The 18,129-nt window shown below is 45.7% G+C and carries 19 protein-coding genes; 7 read left to right on the top strand and 12 right to left on the bottom strand.

The window, feature by feature from the left end; translation table 11 throughout:
• Positions 1-47: 47 nt before the first annotated feature.
• The 7 genes from H6F63_RS26775 to H6F63_RS26745 all read right to left on the bottom strand — a co-directional run bounded on the left by H6F63_RS26775 (position 48) and on the right by H6F63_RS26745 (position 6,400).
• Positions 48-1,154: a hypothetical protein gene (locus H6F63_RS26775; protein WP_190640345.1), complete on the bottom strand. Its 1,107-nt coding sequence runs from the start codon at positions 1,152-1,154 to the stop codon at positions 48-50.
• Positions 1,155-1,476: 322 nt separating this feature from the next.
• Complete coding sequence (locus tag H6F63_RS26770; protein ID WP_242017495.1) at positions 1,477-2,640, bottom strand: LptF/LptG family permease; 1,164 nt, start codon at positions 2,638-2,640, stop codon at positions 1,477-1,479.
• A 94-nt stretch (positions 2,641-2,734) separates the two neighbouring features.
• Positions 2,735-3,463 (bottom strand): LPS export ABC transporter ATP-binding protein, encoded by a 729-nt coding sequence (lptB, locus tag H6F63_RS26765; RefSeq protein WP_190426051.1) that lies wholly within the window; start codon positions 3,461-3,463, stop codon positions 2,735-2,737.
• A gap of 80 nt (positions 3,464-3,543) precedes the next feature.
• Positions 3,544-4,080, bottom strand: coding sequence for an LptA/OstA family protein (locus H6F63_RS26760; protein ID WP_190640372.1), 537 nt, complete (start codon positions 4,078-4,080; stop codon positions 3,544-3,546).
• A gap of 150 nt (positions 4,081-4,230) precedes the next feature.
• Positions 4,231-4,650 (bottom strand): DUF309 domain-containing protein, encoded by a 420-nt coding sequence (locus H6F63_RS26755; protein ID WP_190426054.1) that lies wholly within the window; start codon positions 4,648-4,650, stop codon positions 4,231-4,233.
• 136 nt (positions 4,651-4,786) lie between these two features.
• Positions 4,787-5,149: a ferredoxin thioredoxin reductase catalytic beta subunit gene (locus H6F63_RS26750; RefSeq protein WP_190426056.1), complete on the bottom strand. Its 363-nt coding sequence runs from the start codon at positions 5,147-5,149 to the stop codon at positions 4,787-4,789.
• Between the two features lie 96 nt (positions 5,150-5,245).
• Entirely contained in the window at positions 5,246-6,400 is a 1,155-nt protein-coding gene (locus H6F63_RS26745; RefSeq protein ID WP_190640344.1) for a DUF58 domain-containing protein, read from the bottom strand.
• A 279-nt stretch (positions 6,401-6,679) separates the two neighbouring features.
• On the opposite strand from H6F63_RS26745, the gene H6F63_RS26740 reads away from it, so the two are divergent.
• Positions 6,680-7,894: a PilT/PilU family type 4a pilus ATPase gene (locus H6F63_RS26740; RefSeq protein WP_190640343.1), complete on the top strand. Its 1,215-nt coding sequence runs from the start codon at positions 6,680-6,682 to the stop codon at positions 7,892-7,894.
• Between the two features lie 109 nt (positions 7,895-8,003).
• Here the strand turns inward: H6F63_RS26740 and typA are convergent, their stop codons facing one another.
• The gene (gene typA / locus H6F63_RS26735) at positions 8,004-9,794 is read right to left on the bottom strand and encodes a translational GTPase TypA (protein WP_190640342.1); all 1,791 of its coding nucleotides are present in this window, start codon (positions 9,792-9,794) and stop codon (positions 8,004-8,006) included.
• Between the two features lie 63 nt (positions 9,795-9,857).
• On the bottom strand, positions 9,858-10,034 hold the full coding sequence (locus tag H6F63_RS26730; RefSeq protein WP_190640341.1) for a hypothetical protein: 177 nt from the start codon (positions 10,032-10,034) through the stop codon (positions 9,858-9,860).
• Between the two features lie 605 nt (positions 10,035-10,639).
• On the opposite strand from H6F63_RS26730, the gene H6F63_RS26725 reads away from it, so the two are divergent.
• Complete coding sequence (locus tag H6F63_RS26725; protein WP_190640340.1) at positions 10,640-12,184, top strand: ATP-binding protein; 1,545 nt, start codon at positions 10,640-10,642, stop codon at positions 12,182-12,184.
• Positions 12,185-12,260: 76 nt separating this feature from the next.
• Here H6F63_RS26725 and H6F63_RS26720 read toward each other — a convergent pair whose 3' ends face one another.
• The 3 genes from H6F63_RS26720 to H6F63_RS26710 form a co-directional block, all read right to left on the bottom strand.
• Entirely contained in the window at positions 12,261-13,241 is a 981-nt protein-coding gene (locus H6F63_RS26720; protein ID WP_190640339.1) for an aldo/keto reductase, read from the bottom strand.
• A gap of 22 nt (positions 13,242-13,263) precedes the next feature.
• Positions 13,264-13,755, bottom strand: a complete 492-nt coding sequence (locus H6F63_RS26715) for a DinB family protein (RefSeq protein WP_190426082.1) — start codon at positions 13,753-13,755, stop codon at positions 13,264-13,266.
• Positions 13,756-13,816: 61 nt separating this feature from the next.
• Entirely contained in the window at positions 13,817-14,206 is a 390-nt protein-coding gene (locus tag H6F63_RS26710; protein WP_347276841.1) for a MerR family transcriptional regulator, read from the bottom strand.
• A gap of 267 nt (positions 14,207-14,473) precedes the next feature.
• Between H6F63_RS26710 and H6F63_RS26705 the strand changes: the two genes are divergently transcribed.
• The 5 genes from H6F63_RS26705 to H6F63_RS26685 all read left to right on the top strand — a co-directional run bounded on the left by H6F63_RS26705 (position 14,474) and on the right by H6F63_RS26685 (position 17,955).
• The gene (locus H6F63_RS26705) at positions 14,474-15,463 is read left to right on the top strand and encodes a serine/threonine-protein kinase (RefSeq protein ID WP_190640338.1); all 990 of its coding nucleotides are present in this window, start codon (positions 14,474-14,476) and stop codon (positions 15,461-15,463) included.
• Between the two features lie 98 nt (positions 15,464-15,561).
• Positions 15,562-15,702, top strand: a complete 141-nt coding sequence (locus H6F63_RS26700; RefSeq protein ID WP_190422852.1) for a hypothetical protein — start codon at positions 15,562-15,564, stop codon at positions 15,700-15,702.
• 20 nt (positions 15,703-15,722) lie between these two features.
• Positions 15,723-16,358 (top strand): hypothetical protein, encoded by a 636-nt coding sequence (locus H6F63_RS26695; protein ID WP_199298305.1) that lies wholly within the window; start codon positions 15,723-15,725, stop codon positions 16,356-16,358.
• A gap of 104 nt (positions 16,359-16,462) precedes the next feature.
• Complete coding sequence (locus H6F63_RS26690; RefSeq protein WP_190640370.1) at positions 16,463-17,032, top strand: HD domain-containing protein; 570 nt, start codon at positions 16,463-16,465, stop codon at positions 17,030-17,032.
• Positions 17,033-17,706: 674 nt separating this feature from the next.
• Positions 17,707-17,955: a hypothetical protein gene (locus H6F63_RS26685; protein ID WP_190422848.1), complete on the top strand. Its 249-nt coding sequence runs from the start codon at positions 17,707-17,709 to the stop codon at positions 17,953-17,955.
• The last annotated feature ends 174 nt before the right edge of the window (positions 17,956-18,129 follow it).

The raw sequence follows: 18,129 nt of genomic DNA, 5'->3' as shown, positions 1-18,129 counted from the left end.
TTGTTTGGGCTAGGTGCCTCAACCCATCCTTCCCCAATTATTCCTTTTTAAGGATTGGTAAAAGTGTTTATCCGGCCCCCACCAAGGGATCTCCCTGTAACCGGACGGGGAAAGTTGCTAGTAGGCTGAGTTACCGGATTCGGTTGCACTCCCGAATTACCAACGTTGGAATTATTACCCACGTTGGAACTAAATCCAGAGTTGGTGCCAATGTTGCTTCCCTGATTGGGCAAACCAGATGGGTATTGTCCGTAATTATTGGTGGTTATGGGGGCGGGTGGCGCTACGGGTATGGGTGCGACTGGCACTACTGGCGCTGGCTGGGGTTGGGTAAAAGAGGTGTAAGCATTCGGATTAGGATTAGTTGTTGTGGTTGGGGGAACGCTATAGCCTGTTGTGGTAGGTAAGGTAGTTGTTGTCGTTGGCGGTGCCATCTGTCCACTGTAGGTAGATGTCGGGGTTGCCTGCGCGGACTCAGATACATTTGCAGGTGGCTGACTCGTAGACAATAAAGGTGTTGATGTTTGGTTTAAACCTTGTTGCAGCGGGCTTCCAGGCATCGCAGCTTGGGATGGTTTATCACCATTGAGCGCTTTAAACCCAGCTGCTGGGCTAGAAGTTGCGGATGTTGCGGATGTTTCAGTTTGCTGGTTGCTGGGTGTTGCTCCTAAAAGGGGGCCACTATTGGAAAGGGGGCCAGCATTTAGTAGCTCTTGGGCTGATGTAGCAAAAGGATTGGTGGAGTTTTGCGGATCTTTGGGTGCTATTTTGAGCAATTTAGATGTTGATTCTGTATTAGGCGCAGCAGTTTTGTTACGAGTTAACTGTTCAAATAAACCTTCTTCCTTGGGAGTTTGCGGTTTCTGCTTTTGCTTGCCTGCTCCTTGGGGATTGGTCGGGTTAAATTCTTGAATTAATACAGGTAAACTATCAATATCAGCGCCGATAGCACTACTTTCTTCTGAAAGGCTTTGTTCATTCTCGGTTGCTTCATCGCCACTGCCAGTTAGCCACTCTGGGTGTTGCCAGTACTGCCATCCGCCAAAGAGTACCATTGAGATCGCGATCGCGCTACCCCAAAACGCCGGACGCAGCACTGTCCGGAACCGTGCTTTGAAATAGCGGATGGAGGCAGGAACTTGTTTGGATGGCATAGGTGTAGTGCAGCTCGGCTCTGCACGGTGGGTATAAATTGATTCTATACGCTATTTAACTTAAGGTAGTTGCCGTAAGGTAATCTTTTTTTAAAGATGGCAGTATCTTGTGTAAAAGTTTCTCTAGCAACTCCTTTATCGGCTGTAACCCGTCAGACAGGGATACAATCTGCAAACGAAAAAATGTTTCACAATTTATTTAGAACTGTTATATAAGCAGTTAGCCATTAGTTAGTAGCGATCGTTAATGATTCAGGACGTAGGCCATTAACGATCGCTTATTGGTTCGCGGTATACACAGCCCAAACAACTAATGACTAATTTACCGGGCAGCTTTAAGCAAAAACCAGACACCTGCTGCTAAGCCAAACAGATTTGGCATCCAAGCAGCAACAAAGGGAGGCAGGAAGTTGCCCAGTCCCAGCGCATCCCCAAAGGACATTAATAAATAGTAAGTAAAAATCACCAAGACGCTAATACCAAAACCTGTGGCTTTACTGGTGCGAGTAGGTCTAGTTGCCAAAGCAGCACCCACTATAGCAAACACTACACAAGCAAAGGGTAAAGCTATTTTTTGGTGAATGCGGATCAGCAGCTTGCGAATTTTCTGCTCATTGCCACTTAAACGTTCTATTTTCAGACGTTCTGTGGATTGTGCAAGGTTCATTTCTCCATAGTCGCGCCCAGAACTTGCCAAATCTAAGGCTGTTCGAGGCAGTTGCAGCTGTTGATGTTCAAACCGCAAAATGTTGCGATAGGAAGCATCGGGAGAAATTAGATAAATGGTGCCTTTAAAAAAATCCCAGGTATTTTGTGCTGGGTTCCAAGACGCGGCTTGTGAGGTAACAATTTGGTTTAGTCCTTCTTGTGACCAATCCAAAATTGTCAAGCCTTGCATTTTTTCACCATCAAACTTTTCTGCATAAAACAGGCGCTTTAGCACTTGTTCTTTTTCGCCATTGGGCAGTTTGACTTTAGTATATTCTGGATAGAAAATATTTCGCTCTTGGAAAGACGGCTTTTCTTTATTCAGCGCTCGATCTAGGGTAACTTTAGCTTGATAATTTGCTGCTGGTACTACATATTCATTAAAGGTAAAAGCAATACCAGTGATGAAAAATCCCAAGATAATTGCTGGTGTTACCAGACGATAAACGCTTATGCCGCAGCTACGCAAAGCTACCAATTCGCTATCGCTAGAAAGACGACTATAGGTTAATAAGGTAGCTAGTAGTGTTGAGGCAGCAAAGGCGTATGCCATAAATTGCGGTAGACTCAACAGCAACACTTTCAAAACCAGCATGGCTGGTAGCCCTACGTCCACACTTCTCCGCATCAGGTCGAATAAGCTGCCAATCGTTACTCCCAAAGAAGAAAAGAAACCCATCCCAAACAGGAAAGGTGCGAATAGTTCGCTGGCAATGTAGCGATCCATGACCGAGATGCGGGAAATCAAGGGGTAGAGCGGATTGAAAAATTTGGGCATTGCTAATGGCTAATGGCTAATTGCTAGTTGCTAATGGCTAATCGCTAATTGTTTTTAAGAAATTGGGCATTAGCTGTTAGCAAAGGACTAGGGGCTACCTTTTGAAGTCATCGCCTAAGTAATATTGGCGTACTAAAGGGTTATTGTATAGTTCTTCAGCGCTGCCTGCGGCGAGGATTTGTCCGTCGCGCATGATGTAGGCTCGATCTGTGATAGCGAGGGTTTCGCGGACGTTGTGATCGGTAATCAAGATGCCCATGCTGCGATCGCGTAGTTCGGCTATTATTTTTTGAATCTCCGATACGGCAATTGGATCGACACCCGCAAATGGTTCATCTAAAAACAAAAATTTCGGCCCTTCGGGGCCAGATGCTAAGGATCTCGCCAACTCGGTGCGCCGCCGTTCTCCCCCAGAGACACGAATTCCGTGTGTATAAGCAACTTTTTCTAGACGAAAGTCTTGAAGTAAGTAATCTAGACGCTGCTGCCACTGACGGCGCGGGACACCTGTTTGCTCTAAAACCAGTAAAATGTTATCTCGGACGCTGAGGTTGCGGAAAATACTTGCTTCCTGGGCGAGGTAGCCAATGCCCAATGTAGCTCGTTTATGAATGGGCAAGGCGGTGATGTCGGTGTTATCCAACCAAACAGTACCTTGATCAGGTTTTTCTAAGCCAGTAGCAATGTAAAAGGTGGTGGTTTTACCAGCACCATTGGGACCGAGCAATCCCACGATTTCCCCTTGGGCTACTGAAAGGTTGACACGATTGACAATCGTGCGCTTGCTATAAGACTTGTGAATATTTTCCAGTACGATTTTCATTGAATTGTGGCTGATGGCTAATGGCTAAAAGAATAAGTGCATTCTTTTTTTGCCTTTTGCATGAGAGCCTTTTGCCTTTATTACCTTTGGGGGGTTGTTGATGGGCTATTCGGTGTTTTGAAGGCTGGCTTAGGATTAACGGGGGGAGTTGTTACAGGCGCTGCGGGTTGAGTTGGGGCGCTGGGATCGGAAACTAGATAAATTGATTCTACCTGTCGGTTGCCTTGAGGCAGGGCAACAAAGCGCCCTTCATCGATCAGGTATGTGATTGTCTCGCCTCGGAGACTATTACCTTGTTGTAGGACGTAGACGTTGCCAGTGAGAACAATGCGGCGCTCTTTGCTGAAATACTGAGCTTGGGCAGCTGTTGCCTGAATCTGTCGTGATGGATAGTACATTTGCACGTTACCGCGTGCGGTTACGACCCCTGTTTTCGAGTTGGCTTCTTGGACATCAGAACGGACGGTGAGGGCTCGTCCGTCGCCTGGAGTTTGGGCTTGGGCGTTTTGTTGCATCTGGGTGGGGAATGCGATCGCTCCCACCAAGGCAGCTGGAAGCATTAATACTAATCCCAGGCGACGCATGAAAGATTGAGTTTGTTGAGAGGATTGCATCATGGGTTTTGCGGAAACATCAATTTTAGTCATTGGCAACAGGCTAAGGACGCGCTGAATGCGTTAATCAGCTACTGTGCCTAGTTTACTCTTTCTATAGACTCGATCCGGATCTACTTCAGCGATGACCAAGCACTAAAATCCTGACGATGCCTAGCTTGCAGAAGTTTCTTGAGCGTCTACTCGCTGTATTTTTGGTAATTGTACAATGTCGCCTTGGTGCTGCATCTGTTCAACAAATTCAGCGATGTTTTCCGCACCAGCTTCTTGCAGTGCTGTCAACAGTTCAGCACTCTGATCTATGAGTTGGCTAACATCAATACCGCTGTATCGGGGTTCGTAAGCTTTGATGCGTCCGATTCCCTCTCCTAGTAATATCGCCGCACCGCGCCAGTTGAGATTCCCCAGATGATAGCAGGCAACTGCTATTTGCAGGACTCCCTGATAAAACCTTTTTTGCGGTTCGCTGGCTTCCATCCACAGGGCTTCTAAGGTGTCGTGACAAGGGTAAAATTCCTGCTGATTAAACTGCTCTACTCCTTGCCAAAATTCAGTCGGTATTTCTTCAGACATTATATATAGCAATACCTACCCTACTAAAAAGTTTCTTTTTATCAGGTTTTATGGAAATCTTAAGGCTATAACTTAAAAGCATTCAAGTTGTTTGAAGGATAAAAAAATAGCGAGGCTGATTGCCTCGCGCACATTGTTACATACTATCTCGCACGGCGTGAATTTCTTCAATAGAGATGTCTTGCATTTCACCACGAAACTCGTTATCTTCGGTGAGAAATAACATACAATGGCATTCTTTGCGTTCGCGCATTGGTACGCAGGGACAATTCCAGAAAGCAGCAGCTACTTCTGCTTCTTTATCTTCGTAGTGGCGACAGGGACACAAAGGCGCACCAAGGTCATCTTTGTGCTTGGCGAGTCCTTCAATCACGACGGCTGTTACTGAAGGATCGACACAAAAGTATGTACCTGTGCGTTTGGCGTAAGTTTGAGAAAACTGACGCATTGCCTCTAGGTTTTTATCGCTGGATTTTGATTGAGTTTCTGATGATTGCATGATATGTAATGACAGGATGTAGGCAGGTATTAAAGCATTGTATCCTAAGGCTTTTCCTTAAGAGAATCGGTTGGTAAAAAATGTCAGTGAAGAAATCTATCGCAGGGGCGATTGTAGCTGAACTTGTAGTGGTTGCTCGGTGTTGATGATTATTCCAGGGGAATTGCGATTTACGGGTGTTGCAGGTTCAGTTGATGATGGCATCCATAGCACCCAGCGGCTAGCAGGAGGTAAGACAGTTAGTGTTACTGGGTTCTGAGTCAGCCAAATTAAGGGAAGATTTGGCTGACTCACAGCGATCGCATCTTCTCCAGCATATGTTGCGGCTAAGGTTTCTAATACTACGCGATGACCTTGCACTAATCCAGTTAAGGCTGTCCAAAGTTTCACATTTAACTGCCGTCCACTGGCATAGAAGTACAGGGATGCAGCAGCAATTACGGCTTGTTCAAAATCTTCCGGGTTCCAAACGCTGGCACTGTCAAGGCATATAATTACTTCTTGCCCTCCGGTGAAGGTCTCCAACTCGCGGACTTGGAATTGTCCTAACCGGGCGCTGGTTCGCCAGTGAATTAAGCGGGTGGGATCGCCGACTCGGTAAGGACGCAGGGTTCGCGTTACTCCTTCTGTTGCTGCCTGGGAACGGCGATCTATGCTGAGAAATTGAGGACTGGTATCTTCCCCAATTTCATCGATTAAAGGGCAATTGATCAGGGGTAAAACTGTAGGATAGACGAAGGCTGTAGCTGGAACTTGGCGATCGCGCCGACACCAAAACAATCCCAGAGGGGCAGCTGTCTTAAGTTGCACTGTCATCCACCGATAAACACCGCGTTTTTGGGCTGGTTGGTAGTAAATCCAGTGGTGAACGCTTTTCGGGGGAATACTTTCTATCGGTGTGTGTACAGGTTTTCCCAGGACGAAGGGGAGATCGTCTTGGATTTGTAGCAGGTTTTGGGATTTGTCAACTGGATTTTCTATATCCAATTCGATTGTTAACTCGTCACCAACACTCACTGGTTGGATGGGACGGCGGTTGACTCGCAACGACTTGAGACTTCGGGCTGGTAAAATAGCCGAGAGTCCCACTATTGCTAACATTACACCACTGATAACATACAGCCACCCTGCCATAGTGTTAGTAGCGGCTCCAAAAAAGCAGATAGCGATCGCTAAGAGTATCCCACCCCCATACGCTGGCTTTACCCAACGAGTTTCCAACCATTCCGCCATTCGATCAACGTTTTTCATCAAAAGCGCCCAATTGCTATATCACAAGCAATTTAACAAAAATCAGATTACGAATAAATAAAATTTTTTGCGCCTATCCGGGAATTTTTTACAATATTTAAGTAAATTCACGCTTTACTTAAAAAACAATTTATAGGCTAGATCCATTAAACTGTGGTTTTACCGATACCAACTGACCAAGATTAGGAATTGGGAATTGGGAATTGAAAAAAAGTCTTACCCAGCCCCCAGTCCCCAGTCCCCCTTCAACCTAGTTAACACCTCGCGAAAACCGGAAAAATGACACAAATCCATGATGCTGGCAAATTGAAGCCTCAGGCTCCTCCACATATGCCACCACCGCCACCCCCTCCTCAGATGCAGACAGGGCGACTACCAGAGGTCAGCAACGTTAATACTTCCATTAAACAATTGGTTAAGGAAGCGTTTCATCACAAAGCCTCTGACATTCACATTAGAGTGGGGCAAGTTACCAGATTTAGGGTTCGAGGTCAGATTACCTCATCTGAAAGTCAGATTAGGGTGACACCAGAAATCTTTGAAAGATACCTGGCAGAGATTCTGAGTCCAGTTCAGCGAAAGCAATTCGCTGAGAAAAAAGAGTTGGATACAGCGATTTTCTATCCAGGTTTCGTGCGCTGTCGGGTGAACTGCTTTGAGACTCTGATGGGCGGAGCGATGGTGCTGCGCTTAATCACTCTGGATGTCCCTTCTATTGATAGTTTAAACTTACCACAAGTCCTCAAAGACATTGTGTCAAAACCCCAAGGACTAATCCTAGTTACAGGGCCTACGGGATCGGGGAAATCAACTACACTTGCAGCAATGATTCGTCATCTGAACGAGACGATGAATAAGCACATTGTGACAATTGAAGACCCGATTGAATTTGTTCACTCTTCGCAAAATTGCCTACTTAGTCAGCGGGAAGTTGGTTTGCATACCAATGACTTTCACGAGGCGCTACGGGCAGTTTTGCGGGAAGACCCGGATGTGATTCTGATTGGGGAAATGCGCGATCGCATTACCATTGAAACAGCTTTGCAAGCATCCCAAACGGGTCACTTAGTTTTGGGGACTCTGCACACCAGAAGCGCTATCGGTGCTGTGGATCGTTTGTTAAACCTCTATAAAGCAGATGAACAGCCAGTGATGCGGATACAGATTACTCAATCTCTGATAGCTGTAGTAGCCCAACTCCTACTTCCTACCACAGATAGTCGGCGCACAGCAGTTCACGATATTTTAATTAATACACCTGCAATGCAAGATTACCTGCTCAAAGGTGAAAATGAGGAGGCATTCCGGTTAATGGAAAACGACCAGTACGACGGTATGCAGGTGATGAATCAGGCTCTCTACAATGAAATGCTGGAGGGTCGGATTACCCTTGAGGAAGCCTTGAACGCTTCCCCAGATCCCAACGATCTAGATCGCCGTATTCGTACAGGTGGGGTTGATGCTTCTAACTCCTCGACTCGCAGCTGGATGTAATCTCAGATCCCATCAACCGAAGATGATGTGACACCCCAAATAAAAAAGCCCGCGCAGGCGGGCTTTTTTGTGTAGCCACAGGTTTCAACCTGCGTGCTACCTGGGATAATTAGCGCTTCGCCAGCTTCTTCGCCAGCTTCCGCAGACGAATTGACTTGGGCGTTACTTCTACCAATTCATCTGATCCGATGTATTCCAAAGCCCGCTCTAAGCTCATATCTATTGGCGCTTGCAACTGCACTAACTCATCACCGCCAGAGGCACGGTGGTTGGTCAGCTGCTTCGCCTTGCAGACATTGAGTTCCAAGTCTTGTTGACGGTTGTGTTCCCCGACAATCATACCTTTGTAAACTTTGGTACCCGGAGTGATAAAGAACGCACCCCGATCCTCAGCATTCTTCATCGCGTAGAAGGTAGCAACGCCTTCTTCAAATGAAATTAAGACACCGTTGCGGCGAGTTTCCATATCGCTGGTGATGGGGCGATAGTCTAGGAAACTGTGGTTCATAATCCCTTCGCCACGGGTGAGGCGCATGAATTCACCCCGGAAGCCGATTAAACCACGGGCAGGAATTACAAATTCTAGTTGAGTGCGACCAGTGGTACTGATCTGCATATCTTGCATTTCGCCCTTGCGCTGTCCCAAACGCTCGATACAGCCACCGCTAGCTTCTTGCGGGACATCCAACACCAAACATTCGTAAGGTTCGCAGGGTTGACCGCTGACTTCGCGGAAAATCACCTGCGGCTGGGAAACTTGAAATTCATAGCCTTCCCGACGCATGGTTTCAATCAAGATGCCGAGGTGAAGTTCGCCTCGACCGGAAACGAGTAATTTATCGGGAGAGTCGGTATCTTCGACACGCAGGGCGACGTTTGTTTCGAGTTCGCGGAACAGGCGATCGCGTACTTGTCTTGATGTCACCATTGTCCCTTCCTGTCCGGCAAACGGCGAATCGTTCACCGAGAAGGTCATTTGTAAGGTAGGCTCATCCACCTTAATCAGTGGCAAAGCTTGCGGTTCGTTCGGGCAAGTAATTGTCTCGCCAATATTCGCATCCGCAAAACCAGCCACCGCCACAATATTTCCCGCAGAGGCTTCTTCCAAATCAATTCGCTTTAAGCCTTCAAAACCCATCAACTTCGAGATTTTGCCTTTCACAATGGCACTGGTTTCCGTCACCAAAGCCACTTGTTGCCCCATTCGGATTGTGCCGTTATGGATTTTCCCAATCACAATCCGACCCAGATATTCGGAATAATCCAGGGTTGTCACTTGCAGTTGTAAAGGCTTATTCGGATCGCCTACAGGTGGCGCGACATGGTGCAGAATTGCCTCAAACATGGGCTGCATATCCATGTTGTCGGATTCCAGGTTGTTTCTGGCATAACCATTGATACCGGAAGCAAACAGATAAGGGAAATCGCACTGATCGTCATCTGCGCCCAGTTCCAAAAACAGATCCAATACTTTATCAATTGCGCCGTGGGGATCAGCTTGAGGACGGTCGATTTTATTTACGACAACGATAGGGCGCAATCCCTTTTCTAGGGCTTTTTTCAGCACAAATCGTGTCTGCGGCATGGGGCCTTCATTGGCATCCACAATCAGGATACAACCATCGACCATGCCTAACACCCGTTCGACTTCGCCGCCAAAATCGGCGTGTCCGGGGGTATCGATAATATTGATTAGGGTTTCTTTGTATCTGACGGCGGTGTTTTTCGACAAAATTGTGATGCCCCGCTCCCTCTCTAGGGCGTTGGAATCCATGACGCAATCAGGAACGTCTTCCCCTTCGCGGAAGATGCCAGATTGTTTGAGGAGGGCATCAACAAGGGTGGTTTTGCCGTGATCGACGTGGGCAATGATTGCGACGTTGCGAATGGGGAGACTCATAGGAGCGTTCCAGAGTTGGTACTGCGACTCAGTTAAATTTAAGAAGCTCTTTAACAGAATTTGTCATCTAAGAGGAATGCTGTAAAGAAGCCGTAACAATTCTAGCTTAATTGCCTCAAATATTGCTAAATAGGTTTCGGTGCAGCTCAAAGGCAGAATTCCCAAGAGGGGGTGGAGGTAGCGATCGCTCCCAAGAAGCTTTGCAGCGATCGCGTATCGGTTGAAAGCGAGGTAGAACATGGCTCAACCTACTGCACGCTCTTTCGGGGGGGAAATTACAACTTTGCCAACTAGGTAGACATAATTGAACTAAATATCTAACGTAGGCTGGAACATTGGAAACCCACGCAACATTAATATGCTTTGATGGGTAATGCTACTCTACCTATCCTAACAAATAACTATATCTATCTACTTAATAAAAAAAAGATATTGTTAAAAACCTATTCTAGGTAAAAAAATTAACTTAACTGGCTTTTAATTGAAGCAGTATTACCTATGAGTTGATAGTACCTGGCAATCGGGTAAAGGTATTTGATTAGTAGTTGAGCCTTTTTCCGTCTAGCCGTGGCACGCACAGCCAACCCCAGTTTTTTCCCAGATTCAAAGCTGCATAAAATTAAAACTTATTAAGTTTAGGCCCTGCTACATGCTAACGGCTGCAAAAAACTTTGTCCGGCAGTTACTCGTCACCAAAGCAAGCAAGTAGTAGTACCTAATCAAAGGTTACAGCTTTTTGTCATGTTTGTATTGTCAATGTATATTATGTACAATTTATACCAGCCGTCAAGCACTCAGCAATCTGCTGACGGCCTTTAAGCGAACAGCCACTGTGAGGAATGCAGATGAAGTTACAGCTGCGTGTTCTAATAGTTGAAGATTTAGAAGAAGATGCTGAACTGCTAATATATGAACTAAAGCGCGGTGATTACCATCCTATATACGAACGGGTGGACACAGCAGATGCTTTCATAGCAGCGCTTGATAAACAGCATTGGGATATTGTCATTGCTGATTACTCTATGCCTTGCTTTAGCGCTCCTGCTGCTTTGAGTTTGTTGCAGGAGAAGAAACTGGATATACCATTCATTATTGTGTCAGGAACCATCGGTGAGGAGATGGCTGTTGATGCTATGAAAGCTGGAGCTTCTGACTACATCACGAAAGGCAACTTGGCGCGACTTATCCCTGCTGTTGAGCGCGAGTTACGTGAAGCCCTCCAGCGGCGAAAACGAAGGGAAGCGGAACAAGCTTTACGCGAGAAAGAAGAACGATTTCGCTCTCTCATTGAAAATGCTTTAGATATTATTACAGTTCTGAGTCCTGATGGCAATGTGTGTTATATAAGCCCCTCTGTTCATAGAGTTTTGGGTTACGAATCAGAAGAATTACTTGAAAAAAACCTCTTTGTTTACATTCACCCTGAGGATGTAAATGAAGTTATTAATAACCTATATCAAGCACTTAATGATCCCAGCAGTAGGTTATTTATCAAATTTAGATTTCAGCATCAAAATGGTTATTGGCGTGTGCTTGAAGCTGTTTGTAAAAAGATTATTTATTTGCCAGAACTAGCAAGTATTGTTGTTAACTGTCGCGATATTACAGAGCGTCAGCAAGCTGAAGAGATTCGCCGGGAGCTGGAGAAACAAAAAGAATTAAATGAAAGTAAATTCAACTTTGTTTCTATAATGTCGCACGAGTTCCGCAATCCGCTCAATATTATTACAATATCTGCTGAATTGCTGGAAAAGTATAGCGATGTTGCCAGTAAAGAGCAAAAAAACTTGTACTTTCAGCGGATTCGATTTGCTGCTCGAAATATGACGCAGTTGTTAGAGGATATTCTGACAATCAGTAAAGCGGAAGTTGGAAAATTAGAGATGAATCCAGCTACCCTAGATTTAGCAAAGTTTTGCTTGGACTTGGTGGAAGAGATGCAGTTTAGTAATGCAGGTAAGGCGGTCAATTTTGTTTTTAAAGGCGGAGACGTTGATGAACAAAGTCAGGAATCGGAAGCAGGTTCGACAACAAATTGTTGTACCTTAGCTTATATGGATGAAAAACTGCTGCGGCATATTTTTATTAATTTGCTTTCAAATGCTATTAAGTATTCACCCGCAGGAGGTGAGGTATTTTTTGAACTTTCTTGTCGAAATCACGAGGCAATTATCCAAGTTAAGGATCAAGGTATTGGGATTCCTGTAAATGACCAAAAACGACTGTTTGAAGTGTTTCATCGAGCGGGAAATGTGGGTAAGATTCCTGGTACGGGGCTGGGATTATCCATTGTCAAAAAGTTCGTGGAATTGCACGGTGGCAATATTGAAGTAAGTAGTGAAGTTGGAGTGGGTAGCACGTTTACAGTTAAGCTGCCATTGCAAAGTTAGAGATTAACAGAATCGCACCACACCTACTCCTGTGGCGCGAACTAAAATTTTTGGTATTCTCGTTAAGGGCAATTCCTTAACGATTTACGGAACTCATATCCGCGTAGCGATCGCCCGCTGCAACGTTCTTGGGTGCTACTTCGTCAAGGCGCGATCGCTCTTGTTGAGTTAAGGTAATGGCAGCTGCTGCCACATTCTCCTCCAAGTAGGCGCGGCGTTTGGTTCCGGGGATCGGTACGATATCGTCTCCCTGCGCGAGCAACCACGCTAAAGCTAGTTGTCCCGGCGTGACACCCTTTTCGCTGGCAATTTCCTTCACCCGTTCAACGAGTTGCAGATTCTTTTGAAAATTCTCGCCTTGGAAGCGTGGCAAATGCTGGCGGTAATCATCGGGAGCAAAATTATCGGGACTGGTAATTTGTCCTGAAAGAAACCCCCGTCCAAGTGGACTATATGCCACAAAGCCAATTCCCAATTCCCGTACTGTGGGTAAAATCTCATCTTCAGGCTCGCGCTGCCAAAGCGAGTATTCTGATTGCAAAGCAGTAATCGGGTGAACTGCATGGGCGCGTCGAATCGTCGCCGGAGCAGCTTCAGAAAGCCCCAGGAAGCGGACTTTGCCTTGCTTGACTAATTCTGCCATTGCGCCGAGTGTTTCCTCAATGGGAACGTTGGGATCGACGCGGTGCTGGTAGTAGAGGTCAATGTAATCAAGTCCAAGCCGTTGCAGCGAAGCATCGCACGCCTGCTGCACGTATTCCGGACTGCCATTAATACCTCGGAAACTACTATCCTCGCCACGTTGGATGCCGAATTTTGTGGCTAGTACGACCGCATCGCGACGGTCTTTAATAGCTTTTCCTACCAGCTTTTCATTCTCCCCTGTTCCGTACATATCAGCCGTATCGAGCAGAGTGACACCGAGATCGAGTGCGCGGTGAATGGTATCAATTGATTGGGCTTCATCGCCTGCGCCGTAGAACTCGGACATTCCCATACATCCCAGTCCCAGTTCCGAAACCATCAATCCTTGGCTTCCGAGTTTGCGTACTTTCATTGTTCCTTTTCTCCTTATCAAGTTACGGTCGAACAATCCGGTGCATATCCAGAACTGGGGGGGCGATTTCTGTCTGGGTTATCATGTCGTGAATTTGCCCCCGGTGGTGTGTCTGGTGATTGAAAAAGTGGGCGACTAACAAATTAACGGGATCGGTATAAATTTTTCCGGCGTTATTTCGGTACTGAATCGTACCCGCCAAAAATTCTTCGGTTAAACCAGAGGCAAAGCTTTCAATCCGCTCATCTTCTGCTACACGCGCTTGGTTGAGTTGGTCGAAGTCTTCATAAAGGATGGCGTTGAGTCCGGTGGATGGGATTTCTTGGCCCTGGAAACGTGTCAACCAGATGCGATCGCCCACCATAATATGATTTAGTGTCCCGTGGATACTTTTGAAAAAGGCTGGCCTAATCTTCTGGCGTTCTGCATCCGAAAGCAAAGCGCAAGTTTCATAAAGTTTGCGATTTGAGAGTCTGTTGTATCGTGCCAGCATCTGGAAATGCTGTATAAGCATACTGGTTTCCACCTCCTAACTATATTACCTTAACGTTAACGTTAGATTAATTGTAAAAAAATTACTGGTTGCTGACCTCCTCGATATATTGCTGTATCCTGGCGATATTAGCTTGCAAATCCTCGCGAAACTGCTCTAAAGCGGCGATTTTTTCGTCAGTCTCCTGAAGATGAGTTTGCAGAATTTCCAGTAGTTTCTGCTTACCCCGTAACATCGTCGGTTCTTCAAAAAACAGGTCGATGATACTGCTAATCTCTTCCAGGCTTAATCCCAATCCTTTGAGCGCATCAATTTTGCGGAGTCTGGCTAGTTCAAGCTCCGTGTAGTAGCGAAAGCCTTTGCCTTGCCGCTCAGCAGGGCCAAGTAACCCCAGATCCTCGTAGTAGCGAATTGTTCGCGGAGTCACGCCTGCTTTGAGGGCAAGCTCTCCGATTCGCATTTTTTCAGTCACGCTCTAGTTGATCCGCAGACATTGACGTTAACGTTAAATTTAGTCTAGCGATTCTCTAGCGCAGTGTCAATCACGTTGCAATAGCTCTCGTTCCCAGGCACAGCCTGGGAAGGCAAATAAACAGGCTCTGCTTTGTATTAACTTCCTCTTTCTGGCTGGGAAGAAAAATTGCTTGTATTTACGCCTTAAGTATGGTACAAATGTACTAAACAAGGCATCGCTTCAGCCTATCTCATAAACCGATGCAAGCGTCTTGGAGGCTTGAAAATGGCTTGGAATCCTGGGCAAAAGTTGCAGAACGGCAAGTACACTATCGAAAAAGTGCTAGGGCAAGGTGGTTTTGGGATTACCTATCTGGTGAAGAACAAAAAAGGTAATCTGCTGGTAGTTAAAACCCTAAATAGTTGGGTGCAACGCTGGTGCGACTTTGCCAAACTTCAGCAGGATTTCCTGAATGAGGCGCTGCGACTGTCCAAATTTAATCATCCTCATATCGTGAAAATTGATGAGGTGGTTCAGGAGGCTGGGCTATGGTGCATTGTGATGGAATATATCGATGGGGAAAGTCTAGCTTCTCACGTTTGGAATCAAGGGATTTTGCCCGAAACCGAAGCATTACGGTACATTCAACAGATTGGTGATGCGCTGACGGTTGTTCATGAGCGTGGTTTACTGCACCGGGATGTGAAGCCCCTGAATATCATGTTGCGAAAGGGTAAGACTGAAGCTGTGCTGATAGACTTTGGCATCGCCCGCGAGTTTACCCCAAATTTGACGCAGACACAGACGGAATTTTGCTCTAGTGGCTTTGCGCCAATTGAGCAGTATGATTGGCGGGGGAAAAGGGGTGCTTATACTGATGTTTATTCTTTGGCGGCGACGCTGTATACTTTGTTAACTGCACAAGTGCCGCTGCCTTCACCAATGAGAGCTTATGGAATGCGACTGGAGCCACCCAAGCAGATAAATTCGCTGCTGAGCGATCACATAAATCGCGCTATTCTCAAAGGTATAGCATTAAAGCCAGAGGAGCGATCGCAGTCGGTACAGGAATGGCTGGGATTGTTGGGCATGGGCGCACCAAGAATTGCCAACGACAGCCCCCTGAGAGAGTGGCAAGAGCGATTGCGTAAAGCGCAGGAAGATAAATTAAAAGATAATGGTGATTGGCGGGAGCGATTTCGGAAAGCGCAGGAAGATAACTTAAAAGATAATGATGATTGGCGTGAGAAATGGCGAAAAGCCTGTGAAAAGTGATGCACTCTTCATGGGTTATGCAAGCATAATTATGAATTGGTTTGCATTTGAGTGCAAGCTGAGTCGGAGTTTTTCGTTTCCCTAGGAAACGAGAAAATATGCGATCGCATCTCTTATCTGGGGAACCAAGAGCGATCGCTCTTGCGTCAAATCTGAATATGGTTGGTGCTGCTGATTTATATCCTTTCAGCATTTTCTGGGGTAGAAACAGCAGCTTTTTATGGCTAAATACGTGTTGATATAAAAATAGTAAAAAAATATGGTGAAAAGGTTTCACCGCATAATTTTGACTAATGCGTGTATAGCTGCCAGTTTTCTTCTGGCTAAACCAACACACGCATCGCCGTTCTCGGTACCATTACCAGAATTATTTCTCAGCGCCGATCCTTCTAATCTACCGGCTCGGATTTTAGATCTACCACCTGGGTTAAGGACTGAGCCGATCCTAGAGGAATTTGACTTTGATATATGTAAAGATATTCCCTTGGGTGTAGGCATACCAGGATTCCAACCAGGAGTACATAATAGCGTTGTCCAAAACATTCTGGGCGCTCCTAGCGGAAATCTCCGAGGCTACTGGCCCAATACTCGTGCCATATTCTATCAATTAGTACCAGACGAAGTTAGCCTCGGTTTTCTACTTGACAAAGCTTCAGGAATGGTACGTCAAACTGAGGCAGCTTTCGCCCAAGAAGTAGACCATCAGGTAATGTTGGTGACGTTGAATAGTATGTTGGGTTGCCAAATCAACGATGAAATCAAGCAGGGGTTACAACAAGTAAAGCAGCGTCAGTCTCGCAAGTATTCTTTTTCTGTTAAAGCCCTTAAAGGTGTGATTGAGAGAGATAGGAGCGATCGCGTCTACATTGGAATTTGGCAGGCAGGATTACACTGAAAATGGGGATTGGGGATTGGGGATTGGGGATTGGGGATTGGGGATTGGGGAAGAGGAAAAAGTCTTACCTAGTCCCCAGTCCCCATCACCCTATTACAGAAATTATGCTTTCAGAACGCTTTACCGAAGCCCTAACCTTTGCTACTCATCTGCACGCGAACCAAACTCGCAAAGGTTCAGGTGTCCCATACATTGCTCATTTACTTGCAGTTGCCAGTATTGTGCTAGAGCATGGTGCTAATGAAGAGGAAGCGATCGCAGCCTTACTCCATGATGCTATCGAAGATCAAGGCGGTGCCGCTACGCGGGAAGAAATTCGCCGCAGGTTCGGGGATACCGTCACAGAAATTGTAGACGGTTGCACTGATTCTGACATTACACCCAAACCGCCTTGGCGACAGCGTAAAGAAGCTTATATCGCCCACCTTCCCACAGCTTCCCAAAGCATACTTCTTGTTTCTGCTGCCGATAAACTGCACAACGCTCGCTCAATTTTAAATGATTACCGTGTTGTGGGCGAGTCGCTTTGGGAACGTTTCAAAGGAGGCAAAGAAGGAACGCTTTGGTATTATCGTTCTCTGGTTAAGGCATTTCGTAAAGCTAGTTCAATACAATTAATTGACGAGTTAGATCGGGTAGTTTGCGAGATAGAAGAAATTAGCAAAGACTCCTAACTGTTAATAGAATAATTGTAAGTTTAACTTGTACAATTAAGCGAAACAGCCTGCACTCTAATTGACTGCAATTTAAAATGCTATAGCAGTCCTAAATAATTTGTGAAAGCGAGATGCCCGACTTCTCGGAGAAGTCGCGCATCTGAAGGGCTGGCTCACAACTCAAATAGAATTGCTATATTAAGTCGAAATTAGTTCTTAACTGCAAAAAACGCGATCGCTTCCTAAAAGAATCTTCCTCTGGGCAACAGATATTGTTTTATTCAACTACAAAAATGCCCCTGTTGATGTATACTCCCGGTTTTTTGGGAACACCAATCCCATAGGATACGGTAATTTCCTGCGGTAGCGCCATAATTTTTTATACATAATATCTCGCCTAGAGATTCCTGTGAATCCTCAAATAGGAGGAAAAAGTGGCGCGTTTAGATAAATGCCTAAGTAATTACTCCTAAAACTTTAATTTTTTGAAGATTTTAGGGAAATTTAAAGTCATTAAATGTAAGGATAGCTATTTGTAGTGAAAAATACGTATTACTTTGGAGCGAATTTGCAACCTTGCATATCTATCACTTAGGAGCGAAGCAGACTCTTGGAGTGAATACATAGGCTTAAAGGCAAGACGCAGCCCAACGGGCTGGATTGTCAGCGCTTATTGATTGGAGGGAAAAAATATGTCTGATCACGATAATGAACAATACACCGGAACCGCAGACGAACACTATAACCTGATCAGCGTACTATACCACGCTCTAGAGGGTGCCAGCACCTATGAAATCTACGTCCAAGACGCTGAGGAAGCTGGAGATGATGAACTGATAGAGTTTTTCCAACAACTGCAAGACGAAGAGTACCAACGCGCTGAACGAGCCAAAGAATTGCTGGCAAAGCGGATTGCAGCACCGCAGCCTGTAGGTAGATAGTTATTGATTGAGATAGCCGCACCTGACGGTGTGGCGCAAGCTTGCTGAGAGGGGATAATGCTTCTTTTGGGAAAAAATCCTTTCTTTTGGGCGAGTGAGTGTGCAAAGCGTGAAAGCGGAAATTAGTTAAGAAATATCAAGCGATCGCACTCACAATTAAAGTATAAAAATTCA

This window comes from Trichocoleus sp. FACHB-40, assembly GCF_014695915.1.
Lineage (GTDB): Bacteria > Cyanobacteriota > Cyanobacteriia > Cyanobacteriales > FACHB-T130 > Funiculus > Funiculus sociatus.
Note: the sequence above shows the minus strand (reverse complement) of the source record. Positions and strands in the feature narration are given on the sequence as shown.